Origin of the sequence: Levilactobacillus muriae (assembly GCF_045862015.1) — a bacterium.
GTDB classification, from domain to species: Bacteria; Bacillota; Bacilli; order Lactobacillales; family Lactobacillaceae; genus Levilactobacillus; species Levilactobacillus muriae.
The window spans coordinates 23,529-44,407 of the sequence record NZ_BAAFRU010000001.1; the positions used below are offsets into that span (position 1 = coordinate 23,529).

General features: G+C 48.0%; 17 protein-coding genes. 11 read left to right on the plus strand and 6 right to left on the minus strand.

Going from position 1 to position 20,879, the window contains the following annotated elements:
• The first annotated feature begins 433 nt into the window (after positions 1-433).
• Together ACKTSF_RS00140 and ACKTSF_RS00145 are read left to right on the plus strand one after the other, a co-directional pair.
• A complete protein-coding gene (locus ACKTSF_RS00140) occupies positions 434-2,371 on the plus strand; it encodes an acyltransferase family protein (RefSeq protein WP_407885461.1) in 1,938 nt (645 codons plus the stop codon).
• Positions 2,372-2,707: 336 nt separating this feature from the next.
• Positions 2,708-3,466, plus strand: a complete 759-nt coding sequence (locus tag ACKTSF_RS00145; RefSeq protein ID WP_407885463.1) for a hypothetical protein — start codon at positions 2,708-2,710, stop codon at positions 3,464-3,466.
• A gap of 325 nt (positions 3,467-3,791) precedes the next feature.
• On the opposite strand, the gene uidA is transcribed toward ACKTSF_RS00145, so the two are convergent.
• Positions 3,792-5,597, minus strand: coding sequence for a beta-glucuronidase (uidA, locus tag ACKTSF_RS00150; RefSeq protein WP_407885465.1), 1,806 nt, complete (start codon positions 5,595-5,597; stop codon positions 3,792-3,794).
• 157 nt (positions 5,598-5,754) lie between these two features.
• Between uidA and ACKTSF_RS00155 the strand changes: the two genes are divergently transcribed.
• The 3 genes from ACKTSF_RS00155 (at position 5,755) to ACKTSF_RS00165 (ending at position 9,654) form a co-directional block, all read left to right on the plus strand.
• Complete coding sequence (locus ACKTSF_RS00155) at positions 5,755-6,837, plus strand: AraC family transcriptional regulator (RefSeq protein WP_407885466.1); 1,083 nt, start codon at positions 5,755-5,757, stop codon at positions 6,835-6,837.
• Between the two features lie 484 nt (positions 6,838-7,321).
• Positions 7,322-9,016, plus strand: a complete 1,695-nt coding sequence (locus ACKTSF_RS00160) for an oleate hydratase (RefSeq protein WP_407885468.1) — start codon at positions 7,322-7,324, stop codon at positions 9,014-9,016.
• A gap of 470 nt (positions 9,017-9,486) precedes the next feature.
• A complete protein-coding gene (locus tag ACKTSF_RS00165; RefSeq protein ID WP_407885470.1) occupies positions 9,487-9,654 on the plus strand; it encodes a hypothetical protein in 168 nt (55 codons plus the stop codon).
• A gap of 158 nt (positions 9,655-9,812) precedes the next feature.
• On the opposite strand, the gene ACKTSF_RS00170 is transcribed toward ACKTSF_RS00165, so the two are convergent.
• The 4 genes from ACKTSF_RS00170 to lepB form a co-directional block, all read right to left on the minus strand.
• Positions 9,813-10,754 (minus strand): LacI family DNA-binding transcriptional regulator, encoded by a 942-nt coding sequence (locus ACKTSF_RS00170; RefSeq protein WP_407885472.1) that lies wholly within the window; start codon positions 10,752-10,754, stop codon positions 9,813-9,815.
• Between the two features lie 22 nt (positions 10,755-10,776).
• Positions 10,777-12,102, minus strand: a complete 1,326-nt coding sequence (locus ACKTSF_RS00175; protein ID WP_407885474.1) for an SLC45 family MFS transporter — start codon at positions 12,100-12,102, stop codon at positions 10,777-10,779.
• Positions 12,103-12,113: 11 nt separating this feature from the next.
• Positions 12,114-13,766, minus strand: coding sequence for an alpha-glucosidase (locus ACKTSF_RS00180; protein ID WP_407885476.1), 1,653 nt, complete (start codon positions 13,764-13,766; stop codon positions 12,114-12,116).
• Between the two features lie 222 nt (positions 13,767-13,988).
• Positions 13,989-14,573, minus strand: a complete 585-nt coding sequence (gene lepB, locus ACKTSF_RS00185) for a signal peptidase I (protein WP_407885478.1) — start codon at positions 14,571-14,573, stop codon at positions 13,989-13,991.
• 183 nt (positions 14,574-14,756) lie between these two features.
• On the opposite strand from lepB, the gene ACKTSF_RS00190 reads away from it, so the two are divergent.
• From ACKTSF_RS00190 to ACKTSF_RS00215, 6 genes are all read left to right on the plus strand, one after another.
• Complete coding sequence (locus tag ACKTSF_RS00190; protein ID WP_407885480.1) at positions 14,757-15,149, plus strand: cytidine deaminase; 393 nt, start codon at positions 14,757-14,759, stop codon at positions 15,147-15,149.
• 618 nt (positions 15,150-15,767) lie between these two features.
• Positions 15,768-16,532 carry an ABC transporter ATP-binding protein gene (locus tag ACKTSF_RS00195; protein ID WP_407885482.1) on the plus strand — a complete coding sequence of 255 codons (765 nt, stop codon included), beginning with the start codon at positions 15,768-15,770 and terminating at the stop codon, positions 16,530-16,532.
• 1 nt (position 16,533) lies between these two features.
• Positions 16,534-17,268 (plus strand): multidrug ABC transporter permease, encoded by a 735-nt coding sequence (locus ACKTSF_RS00200; protein WP_407885484.1) that lies wholly within the window; start codon positions 16,534-16,536, stop codon positions 17,266-17,268.
• A gap of 2 nt (positions 17,269-17,270) precedes the next feature.
• Positions 17,271-17,987, plus strand: a complete 717-nt coding sequence (locus ACKTSF_RS00205; protein ID WP_407885486.1) for an antibiotic transporter permease — start codon at positions 17,271-17,273, stop codon at positions 17,985-17,987.
• A 292-nt stretch (positions 17,988-18,279) separates the two neighbouring features.
• The gene (locus ACKTSF_RS00210) at positions 18,280-18,630 is read left to right on the plus strand and encodes a PadR family transcriptional regulator (RefSeq protein ID WP_407885488.1); all 351 of its coding nucleotides are present in this window, start codon (positions 18,280-18,282) and stop codon (positions 18,628-18,630) included.
• A 2-nt stretch (positions 18,631-18,632) separates the two neighbouring features.
• Complete coding sequence (locus tag ACKTSF_RS00215) at positions 18,633-20,114, plus strand: DUF4097 family beta strand repeat-containing protein (protein ID WP_407885490.1); 1,482 nt, start codon at positions 18,633-18,635, stop codon at positions 20,112-20,114.
• Between the two features lie 368 nt (positions 20,115-20,482).
• Here the strand turns inward: ACKTSF_RS00215 and ACKTSF_RS00220 are convergent, their stop codons facing one another.
• Positions 20,483-20,728: a hypothetical protein gene (locus ACKTSF_RS00220; protein ID WP_407885492.1), complete on the minus strand. Its 246-nt coding sequence runs from the start codon at positions 20,726-20,728 to the stop codon at positions 20,483-20,485.
• Positions 20,729-20,879 lie beyond the last annotated feature (151 nt).

Sequence of the window (20,879 nt, forward strand, 5' to 3'; positions counted from 1 at the left end):
TTTTCATTTTCAATCGGGCTACAAGGAAAAGTTAGCGAACAAACCGATCGGCTAAAACCGTGATATATTGCGGTTTGTCGTCCTATGTGCGTGCCAGTTAGATGTCAAATTTTACAAATTCAAATTTTTGTCAAAAAACATTGTGTTTCGCGACCAAACACTATAGAATTGATTTAATCGTTAGGGGGTTAACAAATGCCCCAGTACCAGAGTATTGGCACAATAAATAAATTTTAATAATGACTATTAATAGGATTGGCGACGTCATTTTGGGTAACGGAATTTTGGGGCATGCTCACAGGTGGCAGTCATTGGTTAAACGGTCCTTGTTGGATCGAGTTGACTGTTTGTAGATGGTGATGGTTTCCATCAGAGGTACGCACAGTCTGGCTTTGGGGAGTAACCGGGGCGTTAAAGAGAAGGAGTAATTGTGATGGATCATTTCAACACAGAGCTGACGCGGATGGGGGTCCGAGCGCGTCAAGCGGGCAAGCGCCGGTATATTACCGGCTTTGATGGCATTCGGACACTTGCCGTTTTGGGGGTTATCATTTACCATTTAGCGCCATCCACGTTGCAAGGGGGATATTTAGGCGTTCCCATCTTCTTCGTGGTTTCAGGCTACTTGATTACATATCTATTAATTCAGGAATTCGATACGCAGAATCACATCGATATTATTGGTTTTTACGGACGGCGGTTAAAACGGCTCTACCCGGCATTGGTGACGATGATTCTGGGGACGACCGCTTACATCACGCTGTTTCAACGGAGTCTCTTGGTTAACATTCGTGGTACGGTTATGACCAATCTGATTTACGGCTACAACTGGTTCGAGATTAATCATGGGCAGTCCTACTTTGATCGATTTAGTGGGGAATCACCATTCACCCATCTATGGTCGTTATCAATTGAAGGACAATTCTATCTGGTCTGGCCACTGGTCGTGCTGGGTCTACTGTTCTTTGTGCATAAAAAGTCGTATCGCTTAGGTATTTTGATGGCCGTTGCGGTAGCGTCCGCGATCGTTATGGCGGTCTTGTACAGCTCCAACAATCCCAATCGGTCTTACTACGGGACGGACACGCGGATGTTTGCAATTCTGATTGGTGCGGGAATGGCCTTCGTTTGGCCAGCACACAAATTAAATGCGGATATTGGCCGCCAGCAGCGGCTGACCCTGGATATTGTCGGGGGACTCTCGTTACTGGCACTGATCTACCTGTTCTTTACCATGAATGGGCAGGCCACTAGCACCTATCGTGGTGGGATGTTCTGGTTTACCATTCTTTCTGGTATCCTTGTTGGCACAGTGGCCCATCCCGGAAGTGATATGAACCGCCTGTTGACCAATCGCGTCTTTAGTTACGTGGGCCAACGGAGCTACGGTATCTACCTTTACCAATTTCCTGTGATGATCTTCTATGAAGCCAAGGTCAACATCGGCAACCACCCTCTGTTCAATGCGGTCATTGAAGTGGCATTGATTATGCTAGTCACGGAGCTGAGTTACCGGTGGATTGAGAACCCGATGCGGCACTACCACTATGGTCAGTTGACCAGCGACATTGTCCGTTATTTCCAGCAGCCCAAGACGCATCGGTTGGCCAATACCTTAGGTGTGGTCGCTGCACTACTCTTTGGTCTGACGGCAGTTGGGTTTATGCAACAACCCGCTGCGGCAAAACCAACGACTTTACAAAAGACTATTACGGCACGGCAGGCAGCGACGAAGCAAAAGAATGCCGCTGCCGTTAAGAAACAAAAAGCCTTAGCGGCAGCTTCTTCCAAGAAGAAACACGATAAGGCAGTGGCCTTTTCTAAACTATCAAAAACCAATCAAAAATTGGCGAAATACTATTATTTGACGCCGGATGAGGTTCTTAATAGTAAACAAACGCCCCTGACAGCCATCGGAGATTCCGTCTTGCTCGACGATTCCGGGGACTTGCAGGAAGTCTTCCCTGGGGCCATCGTTAATGGCAAAGTGGGTCGGCAAGCTGCCGATATGCACGATGTGATCGTCAGCATGGCCCAACAGGGACAGTTGGCCAAGAACGTCATGATTAATATTGGGACGAATGGTTACGTGACGCCAGAACAAGCTGATGACATTGTCCATGCCATTGGCCCGGGACACGAGATCTTCTGGGTGACGGCGCACGTGCCAACACGTGAATGGCAGAATTCCGTGAATAATCGGATCGCGAAGACCGCAGACAAGTACCACAATGTTCACGTGATTGACTGGTACACGACTGCCAAGAATCAGCCAAAGTGGTTCGTCAGTGATCACGTACACCCTAATAATTATGGGAACCGGCACTACACCTCGTTGATTGCCAAGGCTATCGCTAAGGTTAATCAGTAGAGTGGTCATAATGAAATGACAAACTGCGTTATCCAGAGCCTAGCCGGCGCGGGATAACGCAGCTTGTCGTCTACGGCTGGCAGTAATCTGTGTGTGGTGACGAAAGTCAATTACCCCAAAAATTGTCGTGAACGCTACTCATTTGCCATTCCCGTTTTTTCGCCAGAGACACCACTAACGTCTCGTAAGGTTAGTTCCATTAATTTACGGGTGGATCAGGATTTATGGCGATTTTTGAAGTAAATTGAGCGTTCATTTCTACTCGCAAAAAAAGGCCGTGTTATGATAGCAACTGAGTTCAGGGATGAATTCGAAATTTACTGGGGGGTAATTGTTATGATGAAAAAAGTTGCAATGATCGCAGCGGCAGCAGCTATGGTATTACCATTGGGGATTGGCGTTATTGCTCCGGAAGCCGGCAACGTGACGGCGTTTGCGGCTGCGAAACCAGCAGCCAAAAAAGTAACCCACACGTTAGTCAGTGCTACAGCCATCAAGAAGGCAGCGTTCCATGTCAAGAGTGGCAAACCAGCACTGTATAACGCAGCGTTTGCCGCTGACCAAGCAAAGGTCGGCATGACGAAGAAGGGCACCTTAGCCGGTGGTAAGACCTACTACGCAACCAAGAAAATTGTTGTGAAAGTTAAGGCTACGAAGACGACCAAGGCCAAGAAAGTTACCTACGCCTACATTAAGACGTCCAACGGCAAGATCAAGGGCTGGGTTGCACTTTCTAAGTTAACGGCTGGGAAGTTCATGGCCGCCGACGGCAATGCTGATGCTAAGAAGGCAGCCGACAAGATTGCAGGGAAGACTTACACGTTGATCAGCACCAAGAACCTCAAGAAGAGTGCTTTCCACTTCAAGGGGAACCAACCCGCAATCTACACCGGCAAATTCGCTGCGAACAAGGCCAAGGTCACGTTAACCAAGAAGGGTGTATTGCCACAGAGCAAGACCTTCTACGCGACCAAGACAATTACAATCAAGCAAGCTAAGAAGAACGTGAAGTACAACTATGTAACCAGCGGCAACACTAAGGGCTGGGTCTTAGCTTCTCAATTAACGGCTGGCAAGTTCCTGGCAGCTGATTAAGTGACATACTCCAGTATCTTTAAAAAAGACGGGTGGCTTACGGGCCATCCGTCTTTTTGTGTATTATGTGGCCTGTGACTGCTAGGGGAGCTATCCGGTGTGGAGCATTTCTGCCTTTTCAGAGTTAGTCGTTCCGCTGGCAGTTCTACAAGAGATTCCAAGAGAAATGAATGACGAGAAAAGAAAAGCTGATTCTTCCTCACGTTAATATGGGGAAGAATCAGCTTTTTAGTGACAGTTTTTGATTAGGCCTTGGGGGATGTCTAAAGTGAGGTGTGAAGGGGACAAAGCACCTCTGACTGTGAGTGACAACGGTCAACCATTTTTATTTCTTGTAATTAAAGTTAGGAATATTGTTCCACCGATGACTCAGCCAAATAGCGGCCGCCTTAGGTTCGCGGGAACGCGTGAAGATCCCTTTCTTATTCCCTTGAACCCGGTTAATGCCGAACTTGGTCTGGAAGTCGGCGAAGTTCCAGAGCTGTTCGCCGACGAAGTTATCGATCTTGTCGAAAATCTGAGCGTTCATGTCGTAGTAAGCCACCTGATACTCTTCTGAGAAGGGCTCGTTGTAAGCACTGTGCACGCCGGCAACGGTGTCAGCGCCGAATTCCGTGAACATAATGGGTTTATCTGGCCACTTCTCTTGCCAAGTGCGCAATTCAGCTTCTTCGGCGGCAGCCGCGGTCTTAAGGTCACCAGTCTGAAGGTACCAACCGTAGTAACGGTTCAGCGTCAACAGGTCGGCAAGGTCGGAACAGTTGTCGCGGTCCGGTGTGGACATCATGATATTGATGTAGGTGCAGGGGCGGTCCTGGGGATCGAGGTTACGGGCTAGGTCGAAGAGCGGTTTGAAGTAATCATGGGCCCCAGGAAGGAAGGTTGCGGGTTCGTTCGCAATCGACCAGATAACGACGGACGCGTGATTCTTATCGCGGCCAATCATTTCCTTTAGCGCCTGTTCGTGGGCTTCCTGCGTTTTGACCGTGGACCAGAATGGATTTTCAGTATCTTTGAAGGCACTGGACACGTCGAAGTTGAAGTCGGGCATCAGACCAACTGCAGGGACTTCGTCAATGACGACGATACCCTCGCGGTCACAGAGCCGCATCATTTCTTCAGAATAAGGGTAGTGAGAAGTCCGGAATGAGTTGGCGCCCATCTTCTTCAATAGATTCAGATCCAGGACGTTGACGGCTTCGTTCATGCCGCGCCCGTTGACGTAGGAGTCTTCGTGCTTCCCGAAACCTTTGAAGTAGAAGGGCTCGCCGTTGATGAGAAATTTACCTGACTTGATCGCAACGGTCCGAATCCCAAAGGGCTCTGTGTAACTGTCAAGGATAGTGTTACCATCCAGAATTTCTACGCGCGTCTGGTAGAGATAGGCATGGAGGGGTTGCCAGAGATGGATGTGATCTAAGTGAATGGTGTTCGTGGCACCAGTGGCCGTGGCGACAATCTTCTCAGCTTCATCCAGCAGCGTAACTTTGACCGTCGCAGTAGCCGTCGTCTTGACGGTCACCGCAATGTCGGCACTGTGGTTGGATAAGTCAACCTTGGGGGTCACAACGATATCTTCTACTCGGTTCCACGGCGTTGCCATTAAGTTGACATTCCGGTGGAGGCCTGCGTAGTTAAAGAAGTCGAAATTTTCATCGACATGAGCTACAATATTGCCGTCTGCATCCTTGGTTTCGGTGTAATTACCAACGGGTAAAGTTGAGTGGTCCAGTAAGTTACTGATCTTCACAGTCAAACGATTGGTTCCCGCCTGAACAGCATCGTTGATCGGTAATTCGAATGGCGTGAAGCCGCCCTTGTGATGGCCCACCGCGGTGCCGTTAACGAAGACCCAAGCCTCATGAGTTGCTGAACCAAAACGCAGACTCAGTCGTTGATCCATTAACGCTGCAGGGACGGTAAAGTTGCGTTCGTACCAGAAGTAGCCACTGTGGTCTCGCAGCTCTGGATTCGCTGTTTGGTCATTGAAGGAAGCCGGAACGGCCATGACGTCGGTGGTCTTCAGTGGCATAACGGGATCAATCACATCACCGGCCGCTTGCATCTTAAAGGACCAAATACCATTTAAGCTCAGTACGGAACGGGTTGTGGTCATCAAAGGGTATAACATTCAAATCACTCCTAAATTAATTTTCGATCACTCTTGCAATCGCTTACAAGAAGGATAAACTATAATTGAGAAACGTGCTTGAACAATATTGCGGTTTTAAATACTATCTTGACTTTGACCGAAATAATTTTAATCTTTGAAGGGAACGGTGATGACGATGGCGTTAACCGAAATCAGTCGGCTGAGTGCCAACTTAGCCCGTATTAGTGGCGTCAGTATGCGGGTGTGTGATGCCCAGTTAGCAACGGCCTCGTTGAGTGGGGATGACGCGGTACTGCCAGTCTTTCGGACATTGCCGACTCTTCCAACACAAGTCGAACGAGCGATTACGACGCAGGGGGACTTTCTAGCCGTGGGTATCTTCACGGGTGCTACGGTTACGGGGTATCTGATTGCTGGTCCCTGTGAATCGGAGAGCGGTAGTCTAGCCCAGATTCTAGTGGCTAGTCTGGCCGGTGCCCAACAGACGGCCACGGTGCACGATGACCACATCAAGGTGCCGCCACTGACGATAGACCTAGCTGCGACGGCTGGTGATGATGACGCCGTAATTACTGAGCGGTATGCGAACCAGAATCGGCTGATGCAGTTGATTACGCAGGGCGACACCGAACAACTGCCACAGGCGATTGAGGCGGCTGCCTCGGTGCACGATATTACGGTCTTCTTCTCCCGGGTTCCCAATCGACGGCTGCGCTCCGCTAAGAACATTCTGTATGTCTTCAACACAATGTGTCGCCTGGCCGCTGAGCGGGGAAATGTCAGCCCGGTCACGCTGGACCGCGTGTCGAGTCACTTCGCCATTGCCATCGAACAGTTGCCGTCGTTAAAGAATCACCAGCGATTGACCACGGAGATGGCGACGCAGTATTGTGAAATCGTGGCCGCACGTCGGCATAACCAGTACAGTAGCAAGGTCAATCAAGCATTGCAGTTCATTTACCGTCACTACCAGGAGGACTTGAGCTTAGCAACTGTGGCGACTGCGGCAGGGGCGGCGCCAACCTATTTGTCGCGGCTTTTCAAGGAAGAGACTGGCGAGACCATTTTTGAATTCATCAACCGTTATCGGGTGAAGATGGCGCAACAGTACCTCCGCCATCGCCCAGAGTCCGTAACCGATGTGGCGTTTCACGTGGGCTTTAACAACGTGACGTACTTTAATCGGATGTTCAAACGATACACGGAAATGACGCCGCTGGCCTATCTGCGGGGGAGTGAACCGGCGAGTCAAGGCTGAAAGCGAGTTGGCAGACCGTTTCTCAGGCTGGCGGCGTCCTACCCGCAGCGTTCCAGCTTAAATTTGGTGAACGGTAAGCCGGCTGGTTTAGACAATGTAGCCAATATTTCATCTTTCAACCTTTTGACTTTGTTATGTAATTGCGTGTCATGACCAATAAGGCGTTAAAACGATAGTTCTAGGCGATCCGCCAGGCGCGTGTTATGCTGAGACAGCATAACCAGCAGGGCGTGAGAAAGCTGGCTGAAAATAAGCCGATTTCTGAGACAATTACCGGTACAAGATTCACTGCAGGTTTTAACGATTTATATTGTCATCCACAGAATTACAATTGCAACACGCCCTGTTACAATGGCCGGTAGATTAAGGTTTCCTTGCGTTTCTTAGAAGTTGCTAATTACTTTGTGTAAACGCTTTACAATACATGACAAAGCAAGCATAATGAAGGCGTAAAGGGCTCAAAGAATCTACGGAGGTGTTTTTGATGATTAAAACAAAAGCAGTAATGATCGGTGCCGGTTTATCGAATATGGCCGCAGCGGTTTACCTGATTCAAGAAGGCCATTGGCGCGGTGAGAATATCACTTTTTACGGCGCTGATATGCATGGGGCTAACGACGGTGGCGAAACGACCGATTTCAGTGATGAATATTGGAACAAGGAACACCCGTTAGACAACCATACGGGGTACGTTGCCCGTGGTGGCCGGATGTTGAATTACCGGACGTACGTTGATTTAATGGACTTACTGGACCGGATTCCATCGGCGACTGAAGAGGGCATGACCGCGGCCGAAGATACCCGTGACTTTGACGCACACCACAGAACGTTCGATATTGCACGTTTGATGGAAGGCGGCAAGGGCATTATCGATGGGGGCAAATTAGGTCTGAATAACAAGGACCGGGTGCTGTTATCGAAACTCGTTTTGATGCCGGATGAAGAAGAAACGAAGCTGGATAACATTACCATCGCTGAATTCTTCAAGGATGATCCACACATGTTCCAGACCAACTTCTGGTTCATGTGGGAAACCACCTTCGCCTTCCGGATTCAAAGCTCCGTTCAGGAACTTCGGCGTTACATGCATCAAATGATTTACGAATTTACGCAAATTGAACATTTAGTTGGGGTCAACCGGACCCGTTACAACCAATTTGAAAGTATGATGCTTCCTCTGATCAATTACTTAAAGGATGAGGGTGTGACCTTCATTTCTAACCGGATCGTCACTGATTGGGAATTCGCCGACAGTGCAATGCAGGACGAAATTACGGTTACGGGCTTGCACGTGAAGAACGTGGAAGATGACTCCGAAGAACTGGTCACGATTGACGACGATACCGCAGTCATCTTCACCAACGGGTCGATTACCGACTCCGCCACGATGGGGGACTACAACACGCCGGCACGTGAAAACATGGAATACGGGATCAGTGCCGCACTGTGGAAGAAAGCGACGAACCGCTTCTACAACTTGGGAACGCCAGATAAATTCTTCGATGACCGGAAGAATTCCGAGTGGGTCAGCTTCACGTTGACTACGAAGAACCACCTGTTGTTGAACGAAATTACCCGGATTACCACGCAAGTGCCTGGGAACGCGCTGAACTCCTTCTTGTCGACGACGCCAATCACGCCGCTCGGGCAAAAGGACGTCAACATGTCGATCGTGGTTCATCATCAACCTCACTTTACGACCCAGAAGCCAAACGAATCCGTTATCTGGGGTTACTTCCTGTACCCACGCCGTCAGGGTGAATTTGTCCACAAGCAGTACATCAAGATGACCGGTAAGGAAATGGCTCAAGAACTGATTGGGCAATTGTCCAAGGTCGATCCTGGACCAAACAACATCAAGAACCGTGAAGCCGAAATTATGGATAGCATCATCAACAATATTCCAGTCTACATGCCATACGCCTCAGCCTTGTTCAACAACCGGGCTAAGAGCGACCGGCCTGAGGTCATTCCGGCACATTCCACGAACTTAGCCTTTACCGGTGAATTCGTTGAACAACCGTATCAGATGATCTTCACGGAACAGAGTGCTACGCGTTCCGGTGAAATTGCGGCCTTCCACTTCGCAGGTGTGCCAATGGATAATCTGGTTGATACACCACGCTATGACAAGGATCCGAAGACCTTGTTAAAGGCAACTAAGCGGATGTTTAGCTAAGATCTTAAAGTTAATAATCGAGAAAAGCGAGCTACTGGCCCGCTTTTCTCTTGGTGTGAAATTAGATGGATTGCTAAGAGTCTGCAAAAGTCTTTGTTACACTTGGGATTCGGTTTGATGATCATCACTGAATTGACCACGTTTGCCTGTCATCATGGGTAACAGCTAACAGGGATTCAATCCACAAAATTAGTTGGAAATTACCACCTGCGGCTGCCAGAGATTCCGGCTGCTGTGGGGACCGCCTGCGGCCTGAGAAGCGGTCCTCCGGCTCGGTTTGAAGTCTGACACAAATCGTCAGTCTCCAAACACGTCCCACGCTGTAAGCTGGTTCCCAGCTAACACCGTCGACACAGCTACCTACATCTCTGGCCGCCTCCGGTTATGACTGTTCTTCAACAGAACATTGCGGTGACAATCGCTGAACCGGCAACGTTAGTCCACGATAGTTGGTCACTGTTTACGTAGGCGTGAGTGAGCCAAATTTAGGCTCAGCCGTGGGATTTTCCAAGTGGGTTAACTTGGAAAATGGCGACTTTGAAACGCGGGTTGGGCGGTTCAAAGCGAGCTGGCAGACCGCTTCTCAGGCTGACGGCGTCCTACCCACTGCGTTCCAGCCTAAATTTGGTGAACGGTAAGCCGGCTGGTTTAGACGCCGCTGCCTAAGTTAGTCTCAATATCGTTGTTGCAACAGTCATAATGGGTATTTTAGATCTTTCAACCTTCAGGTAACAGCTAAAAAAATGCTAACCCTAGTCATCTGACGCGGGTTAGCATTTCTTTCGTGTAAGCCAGACTATTTAATTAAGAACAAGTGATGCTGAGAGAAATCCGCTAGTTCGAAGACCTTCTGTGCCGCAACTTCACCAATCTTACGTGGTTTCAGATCGAACGAATAGATATTCTTACGATCGGGAAAGCCATGCAAAAGATTGTTAAAAGTCACGATTGAGAGGGGCTGTTCCTCGTGAAGAAAGGCTTGATAGGCGAACTCGCCAATCTCATCTTGCGAGGCCACAATTCCATCGATATCGGTAAGCTTCTGCTGAATCGCGGTCAGTGCCTGACGGGGATTCTTGAGATCCACAGAGAGTGCAGTAACTTTTCGAGGGCTTGTCAGAACTGACTTGAGGCCAGTCAGACGTTCTTCCTCAAATTTGAGCTGACGTTGGGTCTGTAAGAACAAAACATGACGAGCTGCGGACATCGTCAACAGCTTTTCACCCGCCAGTTTGCCGAATAGCTGATTGTCGTTATCGATGAACACACGATTCGTTTGCGGGTCATTCCCGATAATCACGTAGTCTAAGTGATGTTGATCCAGGTAAGCCCGTATCGAATCGTTCTGTTCGAAATAAAGAAAAATATATTTGGTAATGTGGGCCTGATGCGCCATGGTGCCAACAATTTCCATGATCTGATCCGTGGAGTCGGCAAGGGCCACCGTAGAAACAAAACCACGACGGTTCAACTCGGAACCGATACCTGAGATAATTTCCAGGTAAAATGGATTGGTCTGATACCGTTCATTGGAGGGGAAAATAATGCCAACCGAACGGGAGCCACCAGTGGCCAGAGTTTTGGCGTTAAAGTTTGTTTTGTAATCGAGTGCCTGGGCAACCTGCATAATTCGCGTCTTGGTTGCTTGCAGAATATGCGGGTCATCGTTCAATGCCCGTGATACGGTAGAAGTTGATACACCGGCTTTTGCGGCGATATCCTTGATAGTTGCAGTCATGGCAACGGCGTCCCTTCAAACGTTATTTACCAAAATAGTCTGAGTTGACAAAGAAGACGGTTGCCGAGCCAATTGCCATCCCAATCCCAGCAACGATAATCATTGCGGTGAATGAGGAACCCACGAGTGGGAATAAGGCAAAGCTCAACAGTGAGGCGGCAATCTGAGGCACGCAGATACTGCCGTTAAAGAGTCCCAGATAGGCCCCCATGTTGCTACCGTCAATCGCGTTAGACACTAACGTGAATGGGAACGTATGCATTGAAGCCCAGGCTATTCCAATTAAGATAAATGATAACACAAGGGCGTACTTATTATGAATAGTTGCGATTAAAATTAAACCAACGGCACCGGCAACAAGGCTAGCAGAGTAGACCCGCTTGCTAGATTTATTGGTAACCCGCGTCAGAACGAGTGACCAGATAACGGCGGAGATGGCTTGTACGGCGGACATGATTCCATACCAATTGCCAGCGGCCTGAAACCCACTGGAGGCGGCGTTGCTGGTGTGCCAGATATTTTGCGCTAGGGCACCGTTGGCATAGGTCCACAGGTATTGGAAACCAAACCATGAGAAGAATTGAATGACACAGACCACCCAGAAGATCTTGGGGGCTTCTTTAAGCAGCATGAAGAAACTCTTGTGCTCCTTGAGATCCTCCTTGGTAATGTGGTGATAGGCGTTGTACTCTTCGGGAGCGTATTCCCGAACGCGAAGAATTGTGACCAGTGAGGAGAGAATCAGTACGGTCGCGCCGATATAGAAGGCAATCTTGACGGACGCTGGGACTTCACCCTTGGGGGCAACGTTGGCGATCCCCAGTGCCGTTAAGATAAACGGAATCACACTGGCTAAGATTGAACCGGAGTTGGAGAAGAAACCTTGGATGGAGTAAGCGAGTCCCCGTTGATCCTCCTCAACCATGTCGGCAATCATCATCTTGTACGGCTGCATGGAGACGTTGTTGGAGAGGTCCAGGAACGTAATGGCTAAGGCACCGAACCAGAGAGCCTGAATAAAGGTGAAGCCAAAGCTACCCGCATTTGGGAGCAATAGGAGCACGGTAAAGGCGACAAGGATTCCGGCAATTAGGTAGGGAATTCGCCGGCCCAGATGGGGAACCCAGGTTCTGTCGGAGAATTTACCGATCAGGGGTTGGATGATCAAACCGGCCAGAGGGGGCACCAGGAAGAAGAATCCGAGATTGTTGGGGTTGGCACCCAGCGTTTGGAAGATCCGGCTCATGTTGGAACTTTGCAAGGAGAAGGCCATTTGCACGCCCAAGAAGCCAAAGTTGATCAGCCAAATCTTGCGGACGGGAAGTTTGGGAAGACTACTTTTTTCCATTTTGTTCACTCCTATTTCTCAAATTTTAACAGGACAGCGCCCCAAGCAGCCAGCTCTAATTGCGCTTGTTGCGGGATGGTACAGCCATGATTGCCTAAGACGACCTGATAGGCATGATTGGCTAAGTCTGGTGGGAGCTGATAGGCTTCGACGTTATTTGACAGATTAGCCACGACGATCCAAGTTGCTTGATCGTCAAATCGCCGGTAAGCCATCACATTTGCAGCCGCTGTGGGGTCGAGGGCGTATTGGCCATCTTGAAGCGTTGCGTCTGTTTTCTTCAGGTTAATTAATTGACGATAAAAGTTCAAAACGGACTCTGGGTCTGCTTCCTCCTCAGCTACGTTGATTGATTTGAAGGAGTCAGCGACCTTGATCCAGGAGGTGTTTTTGGAGAAGCCAGCGAGGGGCTTGGCCGACCATTGCATGGGTGTCCGGGCATTGTCCCGACCCTTGAAGGCGACTTCGTGGAGTGCCATTTGGGTGTTATAGCCGGACAGAATTCTTTCCTGGTAGTGCCGGCGGCTATCTATGTCAGTCACGTCGTTGATTGAATCGATGTGATCGTTGATGGCACCTAGCTCTTGGCCTTGATAGATAAAGGGGGTGCCCTTCATCATGAAGTACATGAGGCCAACTGTCTTGGCCGACCGCTGACGATATTGCCGTTCTTCACTACCGAAGTAAGAGACTGCGCGAGGGAGGTCGTGGTTCTCAATGAATAGGCCTAAGTTGCCCTTTTGTGCCGCAGCCGACTGCCACGCCGTTAGCTTTTCTTTCACCGTGGGAATGGATTTTGTCGCAAAGTCAAATTTGTGGGCGTCGCCAAAGTTAACGTGATCGAACTGGAAGAGAAGGTCCATGTAGCCCGTGTCGGGATCGACCCACTTGATCGCCGATTCTGGCGGGACAGCGCCAACTTCACCAACGGTCATGACGCCATAGTCATCATAGATTTTTTTGAGTTCGCGTAGGAAAACGCCAATGCCGGGGATGTTGCGGGAGGCCTGATCGGGGTTATCGACGTCCGCGAAGGTCTGGAGTTTCTTGAGATGGGTGATGGCGTCCAGTCGGAAACCATCAATACCTTTTTTGATCCAAAACTTAATGATCTCGTGCATCTCATGGCGCAGTTCGGGATTCTCCCAATTCAAGTCGGGCTGTTGCCGGGCATACAGGTGATAGTAGTATTCATCGGTAGCCTGGTTGTACTGCCAAGCAGAACCGCCAAAGAGGGACGTCCAATTGTTGGGGGTACCGCCATCTTTGCCTTTTTTCCAAATATAGTAGTCATGATGCGGACTGTTAATGTCGCGCTTGGCATCTAAAAACCATTGATTCTGATCGGAAGAATGGTTGAGGACCATGTCCATGACGATTTTAATCTTGTGGTTATGTAATTCCTGGATCAGAACATCTAAGTCAGCCATCGATCCATACTGGGGATCAACGTCGCGGTAGTCGGCAATGTCGTAGCCGTTGTCGACACCGGGAGATTTGTAGATCGGGCAGAGCCAGACAAAGTCAATGTTCAGAGAATCCAAGTAGTCAATTTTTTCTTTAATACCGGCCAAGTCACCAATGCCATCGCCATTTGCATCAAAGAAACTTTTGGGATAGATTTGATAGCCGACACCGTGTTGCCACCAGTTTGTTTTTGTCACGAGTAACACCTCTCAGTTATTATGGGAACGCTTCCATGGGAACGTTCCCATAATAATCCATAACCATCGAAATTGCAACCACCGGCTGGGAAATGGGGATAATCACTGTGGCAAGATAACGCCGGTAAGGTTGATATAACAGTGTTTATGAATTAAAAAAGGCGCCACCAATTTCTTGGTGACACCCTATAACACTCACAAAATTTGAGAGTGGCAGCTTAGCTAGCTCGCCATCCCATTCACATTGATCCGGTGTTCCTTAGTTCCTTGCCAGAAGGGAACCTTCACGACCCCCATGATCTTGTTGGCTTCAACGTAGCCCCAGGCTCGGCCGTCCTCGGAGATACTCCGGTGGTCTCCCAGCACGAAGTAGTGGCCCTTAGGCACGGCATTGCCCTTGTAGGACCAGTTATGTTCCTTAGCCAGACTACTTAAGGTCCAGTTGCCGGTTCCAGTCGTTCGTTCAGACTTGCTGATAAAGGATTGATTGATCTTTTTGTTATTCACGTAGATGTAGCCATTTTTGCTCACGACCTTGTCACCCGGCATCCCAATGACTCGTTTGACGTAGTTCGTGTTCTTGGCGGCGTTGGGATCTTCCCCATAGGCGTCAAAGACGATCACACTCAGGCGCTTGACGGTGAGGGGCTTGACCACGATCATCCGTTCCGCATCGGCCAAGTTGGGTTCCATGGAGCCCCCGGAGACCTTGACCACTTCGACGCCATAGGTCCGCACGAGCAAGACCAGCGCTGCGGCGATCACAATGGGGACGATCCAGCTTAAGATGTTACGTAATATTTTCATTTTGACAGACGGCTCCCCTAGATAAGTTTAATGTTTTTAGTTTACCATGAGTCTCCCAATCTGTTGCGCGTTTAGTCAAAAGTTAAAGAATTCCCTAGAAATTTCGTTCAAATGGTAGCGCTTTCCGTGAAACTATGCAACAATTAAGAGGCATCAATAGACATACGCTAAGGAGGAAATACCATGGCAGAGCTAGAAGAATTATTGCAAGTTGCGACCAACATGTTGGACCGTTCTTACGCGCCGTACTCGAAATTTCACGTAGGGGCTGCAGCGGTCGGTGCCAGCGGTAAAGTTTACGGTGGGTGTAACGTTGAAAATGCGGCGTACGGTGCAACGAATTGTGCCGAACGGACGGCCATTTTCTCAGGGATTGCAGCTGGGGAAAAGCGGTTCACCGCGCTATTGGTTACTGGCAACACCGATGGCCCGATTGCCCCATGTGGCTCGTGCCGGCAGGTGATCAGTGAGTTCTTTGATCAGGACGCCGTTATCTACCTGACCAACCAGAAGGGATCCTTGGCCGAAACGACGGTGGCGGGACTCTTACCGGGTGCCTTTCTAGAGTTGAAGTAGTAAAACGTTTTTGTTACATACGGACTGGGATGATAATCCTAGTCCTTTTTGTGTTGGTGGTGTGCTTCAGGAGATGTTGGTGTGTGTATTAACGGGTGAGGACTGCAGTTGCCGCCAAAAAAGTTGGTTCTGTGACAAAGTAAACAAAGTTAGATAACAATGATAAATCAATTATCAAAGATCGTTTTCCCTTAAATATTAAAAGTATACTAGTTGTATGAATGGGGAATTGATGCTATTCAAATTAATTTTATGAGGTGGGTCGTATGACACGAAGCCTGGCAAATATTGTTAAAAGTTTTGATGGAAGTGCATATCTGATGTTAGAGGACACTCTCTATAGAGAATAAAATCATAGCTAACTGAGCCTAAACCTAGAGAGTGTTAGAAAAGCCCATCAATTCAAGTGATTGCTCAACCATTTGAAGATCCGGATAGTCGCATACAATTAGTCAATTGAGTCTCAGTTATTTATGGAAAGGTCAATCAGCTCGCTTGCATATTATAAGATACTTTTTTGGTTTCTGTTGATAGGTTGGATAGTTTCTTAAACGGGTATATTTTAATGACGGTGATTATAATCTGTTTTATAGCGCATTAGCGAAATAGGGTGATCTTATGACTGCAGTCCTTTCAGTTCGAAATTTAAGTAAAACCTTCCGCTCCAAAGGTGAGCAATTTAATGCTGTCGTAAATGTCAGCTTTGATATTCAAAAAGGTGAAATCGTTTCACTTTTAGGACCCAATGGCGCTGGTAAAACGACGACAGTTTCCATGATTGGCGGTTATTTACTTCCAACAAATGGGGAAGTTCTTATTAACGGAGAAAATCGGTTTCAAAAGAAGATGCCGCCTAAAGTTGGAATCGTATTTGGCGGTGATCTAGGATTCTATGGAAGGGCCACGGCATTAGACAATCTTTTATTTTTCGCTGACTTGGCCCGTCTACCACATCGAGAACAACTTGGCGAAGCTAGGCGTGTCATGGATATAGTAGATTTAACAAATGTTGCCAATAAAAAAGTTCAATTTTTTTCAAAAGGGATGAAGCAACGTCTGCATATTGCGCGTGCACTACTGGGTAATCCGCCGTTACTACTTTTGGATGAGCCTACAAATGGTCTAGATGTTGAAATTGCTAACGAAATTCATCACACCATCAAGCAATTAGCACAACAGGGTGTCTCCGTTCTTTTAACTAGTCACACAATGAGCGAAATTGAGTCGCTTACTGATTACGTCTATCTCATTGGGGCTGGGAAAATCTATACTTCTGGGACGGTTAGAGAGATTGTACAGCAATCAAACGTACATCATATCAATCGTCCAGCAACCCTAGAGGAATCGTACCTTGCTATCGCCCCACATTTACGGAGGTCTTAGTATGCGGTTCTTACGTCTTTTTTGGTTTCACCTTAAGATATATGCGACAAATCAGTATTTTCTTTGGCTTACAATTTCTAGCACCCTATCAATCTTTCTTCTCCAGTATGTTGCTGCCTATATCTCACATCAGCTGAATGACCCAACACTTTGGGTCCGAAGTGGGATTTTTGGGCTATGGTCATCTGCAACGACAGCGGCTGGATGTATTGGATTTCAACGTTATCAAGGAACACTGCCTTACTTAACAAATACGCGTATTGACGATCGCGTCTCACTGGTGGCTCTTTTGTTGCCTGCGGCCAGTTTCGGACTATTAGCTTTTCCAATTTCATATGTAATGGCTAGTTTTCTTGGCGTTTCACATACCAACGTGTCACTACATTTGATTATATCGGTAATTGCGCTCTGGGCCGCCGCTGCGCTGATGGATCTCCTGATTGCCGCATTTTTCTTGCTTACAACAAATGCAATAGTGTATGAAGAGCTGATCACTATTCCACTTTTACTTTTATCTGGCTTATTTTCACCTGCCCCCATACTTCAAAATTTTCTTTTACCATTTCAGTGGATAATTCCTTTAGCAGCTCCTATTCATAGACTTTTAAACGAGTCTCCGCGATTCGATATAGCAGCTTTTCTATTCAGCTGTTTACTATGGGTTGTGACCACCTTGCTGCTGACTAAGCGCGTACTCATGCTATCAAAACGTACAGGGAATGTGAGGTTGATGTAAAAATGAAAGTGCAGTTTTCTTCACTTGCTTATTTGCAGAATTGGCGGACTAGATTCGTATATTTTCTCCTGATGCCAATAATTAGCCTCAGTCTGCTCATTTTAATCAATGCACAATATACGAATAGTTTGCAATGGCCGGTGGCTGTCGCAACGATTGTTCTTTCGGGTGGTACATTAGCTATGACAAGCATCGCACAACTTTTTGTGATGGATCGGAATTTAAAAATCGATTTAGAAATGGTAGTGAACCGGCCACTATCGCTTCACTATTGGGGGACGAAAGTTGCAACTGCGATGTTAGCTGGTCTAGTACTGATTGGCATCAACTTGGTACTTCTAAGTGTTTTTCGGGCACCTTATCTATTAATTATTCGTGCACTAACGATGTCACCAATCATAGTGGTTTCGGGTACAATTGTTGGCTTCTTTTCAGCCATTGCGGCTTGGCAGAATAATAATCCTTATTTTTATTTGAATATAGTTAGTGCGTTAGCAACAATTGTAGCCGGAACTTTGATCCTAATCGATCACTACCCATTGTGGCTTAGAATCATAAGCTTGTTTTTCCCATTTTCACAGACAATTAAGTATGTTGTTGTCGGTAGCGGTAAACTTTATATCGATTTGGGGATCGATGCAATCTGGTTGTTGCTGGGAATAGTTCTCTACAGAGTTCAATGTCATACTGTCTTAAAGCGGCATCATCAGATTTGGTAGTGAAATACGATGCTAAAAGGCAAGAAAGACCTCATCAGTTTATTTGATGAGGTCTTTCTTATGGTGACAATTTAGGATGAAATTCAATGATACCGCCGAAATACCAATGACCTCCGAATAAATTTTTTGGAGTGTCCCTCACGTCTCTCACAGTATACTAGGAAGCAGAGCCTAGGGACGGGACAGACCCAAGTTAAAAAGTTAATTACTATTTCAGATAAATTACTTTGACACGCATAGTAGTATGTGATACATTATATCCAACAAAGAAAAGCTGAAAGGAAGTGGCAACATGGCTGAGGTGATCTCCAAGGATTTAATCCGGGGCCATACGGATACCATTGTTTTGAATATTTTACAGCAGGGTGATAGCTACGGATATCAGGTGGCCAAGCGGGTGCGTGAGCTCAGCCAGAGCCATTACGAACTCAATGAAGCAACGCTCTACACGGTGTTTCGACGGTTAGAGAAGAACGGCGCGTTGACTGATTATTGGGGCGATGAGACGCAGGGGTCGCGGCGGAAATACTATCACGTTACGGCCGTCGGGCAAGAGATGCTGGCAGACAAGAAGGCCGCCTGGCAGTTTGCCAAGCCGATTATTGATGAATTGATTACGGGTCAGATTACCGAGGAGGACTAAGCATGGACGATATGACAATGGAGATTCGCACGCGGTTGGACCAACTTTTCAGCCAGTACCAGCCATCGCGGGCATTAACGGAACTAAAAGAGGAGCTGGTCGGTGACCTGACTGAGGCCGTGGCCGATAAGATCAATCAAGGCACGACACCAGCCAAAGCCATCGATGAGGCCATGAGCCAACTCGGTGATATTGACAGCCTGCTTAAGGAAGTCGCCGCTGAGGACCAGATGGCTGATGCTGAAACGCAGGCAGAGAGTGGCAATGCTGACAGCACACGAGCCGATCGCGGTCGTACAACGACTAACACGGATACCAATGATGGCGTTAGTGCAGACCGGAACAGTCACTCACACGTCCAGATCGGCAAGCTTCACATCACTGATGACCAGGTCACCTGGGGTGATCACGTGGTCGTCGATGGTGATGACAAGGTTGATCTAGGCAAATTGGTTCAAGTCGACGGCGACCACGTCTCAGTCGGCAACGGTTTTATCGATGTCGATGGTGATGACGTTAAGATTAACGGTGAGCGGCCACAGCGGGCCTACGTTGGCGCACTCAAGCTCGTCAACACACAATCCTTCGCAGTAACTGATGTGACGGACGTCGTGATCGACTATCCCGATGCCGCGGTCAAGGTTGGCCAGGCCAGTGCCTCCGAAATTGTGGTCAACGAGTACATGAGCAGAGACAGCGAGCGCTTTTACCTCCGCAGCAAACAGTATGGTTCTCAGCTGGAATTGCGTCAGGGGGATCGGCCACGGCTATGGCCCCTGCACGTACGGACGGAGATCTTTATTCCCAGTACGCTGAAGGGCAATGTTCGCGTTCACGCCGGTAACGGTAGCCTAGAGGTCAGTGATCTACGGTCGAACGCCGACTTTGAGATTCACGCGACCAATGGAGCTGTGCGGGCATTCAACAATCAAGTTATGAACTTTAACGTGCGGTCAACCAATGGCTCGGTTCGCCTCAACCAGATGGTGGCCCTCAACTACCAAGTGACCAGCACGAATGGTTCGGTGACGGTGGACGATACTGAGGGAACCGGGAAAATCGACTCAACGAATGGGTCGATTCGTCTGACGAACCATATGGGGGATGCGGCGCTGAATTCTCGCAACGGATCGATTAAGGCTTCTGGTTTTACCGGTAAGCTGGAGAGTAAGAGTCGAAACGGCGCCATCCGCGTTCAGAATCTGACTGGTGGTGGGCGGCTGAGCTCCGGCAACGGTCGGGTCAGCGTGCAGGTCAGCGACTTAACTAGCGACCTGGTCATCGCTGGAAATGGCAGTACTGACGTTGAGGTGGCCAATGATGCCTATAACTTCGATGTGCGCAACGATGACGGCACGGTGCGGGTTCCTCGCGTAGCGCAATTAACGCTGAATGATAGTCATCATAAGATTGGTGCAGTCGGCACGACACCGACGGCCACGGTTAAGATCGACACAGTTCACGGTAGTATTCGCGTGGAATAGTGCGTCACTGACTGTCCTAACTAAAAGAATCCCCCTATACCATCGGCGACTACTAATGGTATAGGGGGATTTTATGTTTTAGGGTAATATTTTTGTGACGAGTCGGTTGAACCCTATCAATGAATCAAACTATGCAAAATTAAAAAAGTGACCAGCCGGAATAAAGTGGTGCACAATTAAATGACGATTGCGCGGTATAATCAAGGGGGTTCCACAGTGATTTTTGTCGCCTTTTGGGTTTGGGAAAAGAGTGAAAAAGCCGGTTAAAAGCAGAAAAGACAGCGTTTTCGGCAAATTGTAAATAAAATCCCAACAATTTGTTAAAAAAAGGTTTATTTTTTTGCCAAGAGAGGCGATACTAGAGGGAGTTACTGTGCGGTAGACTCATAGAGATACCACCAAGATTGAAATTGGTGTAGTTTGACCTGACTGATCTGGGTTAGGGGAATCTCGCGGGAACGGCCAGCGGTCAGTCCCAGGTAGACGGTCGCCGGTGAAATAAAATCGACGGTTCCCGTATAGGTAATGTTATGAACGTTTATTGTAGTAATTTGATTTCTTTGGTAAGCAATTTGAAGTAATTGCTTAATTTGTTGGTGCGCCTGGCTGAGCATGTTCATCACGTCCTCGATTAAATGATTAGTTCTATTATAGAACGTGTGTTCGATTTTGGAAACCTCTAAAATAAATTTTATTGGATAAGATGGTTTGATAGTGAAATATAAGTAGGGTTATCCACATTTTTCATATTGACCGGTGACGAGA

Coding starts and splice junctions, on each gene's coding strand:
- ACKTSF_RS00140 (WP_407885461.1), top strand. CDS start 434: ATGGATCATTTCAACACAGAGCTGACGCGGATGGGGGTCCGAGCGCGT.
- ACKTSF_RS00145 (WP_407885463.1), top strand. CDS start 2,708: ATGATGAAAAAAGTTGCAATGATCGCAGCGGCAGCAGCTATGGTATTA.
- uidA (WP_407885465.1), bottom strand. CDS start 5,597: ATGTTATACCCTTTGATGACCACAACCCGTTCCGTACTGAGCTTAAAT.
- ACKTSF_RS00155 (WP_407885466.1), top strand. CDS start 5,755: ATGGCGTTAACCGAAATCAGTCGGCTGAGTGCCAACTTAGCCCGTATT.
- ACKTSF_RS00160 (WP_407885468.1), top strand. CDS start 7,322: ATGATTAAAACAAAAGCAGTAATGATCGGTGCCGGTTTATCGAATATG.
- ACKTSF_RS00170 (WP_407885472.1), bottom strand. CDS start 10,754: ATGACTGCAACTATCAAGGATATCGCCGCAAAAGCCGGTGTATCAACT.
- ACKTSF_RS00175 (WP_407885474.1), bottom strand. CDS start 12,102: ATGGAAAAAAGTAGTCTTCCCAAACTTCCCGTCCGCAAGATTTGGCTG.
- lepB (WP_407885478.1), bottom strand. CDS start 14,573: ATGAAAATATTACGTAACATCTTAAGCTGGATCGTCCCCATTGTGATC.
- ACKTSF_RS00190 (WP_407885480.1), top strand. CDS start 14,757: ATGGCAGAGCTAGAAGAATTATTGCAAGTTGCGACCAACATGTTGGAC.
- ACKTSF_RS00195 (WP_407885482.1), top strand. CDS start 15,768: ATGACTGCAGTCCTTTCAGTTCGAAATTTAAGTAAAACCTTCCGCTCC.
- ACKTSF_RS00200 (WP_407885484.1), top strand. CDS start 16,534: ATGCGGTTCTTACGTCTTTTTTGGTTTCACCTTAAGATATATGCGACA.
- ACKTSF_RS00205 (WP_407885486.1), top strand. CDS start 17,271: ATGAAAGTGCAGTTTTCTTCACTTGCTTATTTGCAGAATTGGCGGACT.
- ACKTSF_RS00210 (WP_407885488.1), top strand. CDS start 18,280: ATGGCTGAGGTGATCTCCAAGGATTTAATCCGGGGCCATACGGATACC.
- ACKTSF_RS00215 (WP_407885490.1), top strand. CDS start 18,633: ATGGACGATATGACAATGGAGATTCGCACGCGGTTGGACCAACTTTTC.
- ACKTSF_RS00220 (WP_407885492.1), bottom strand. CDS start 20,728: ATGCTCAGCCAGGCGCACCAACAAATTAAGCAATTACTTCAAATTGCT.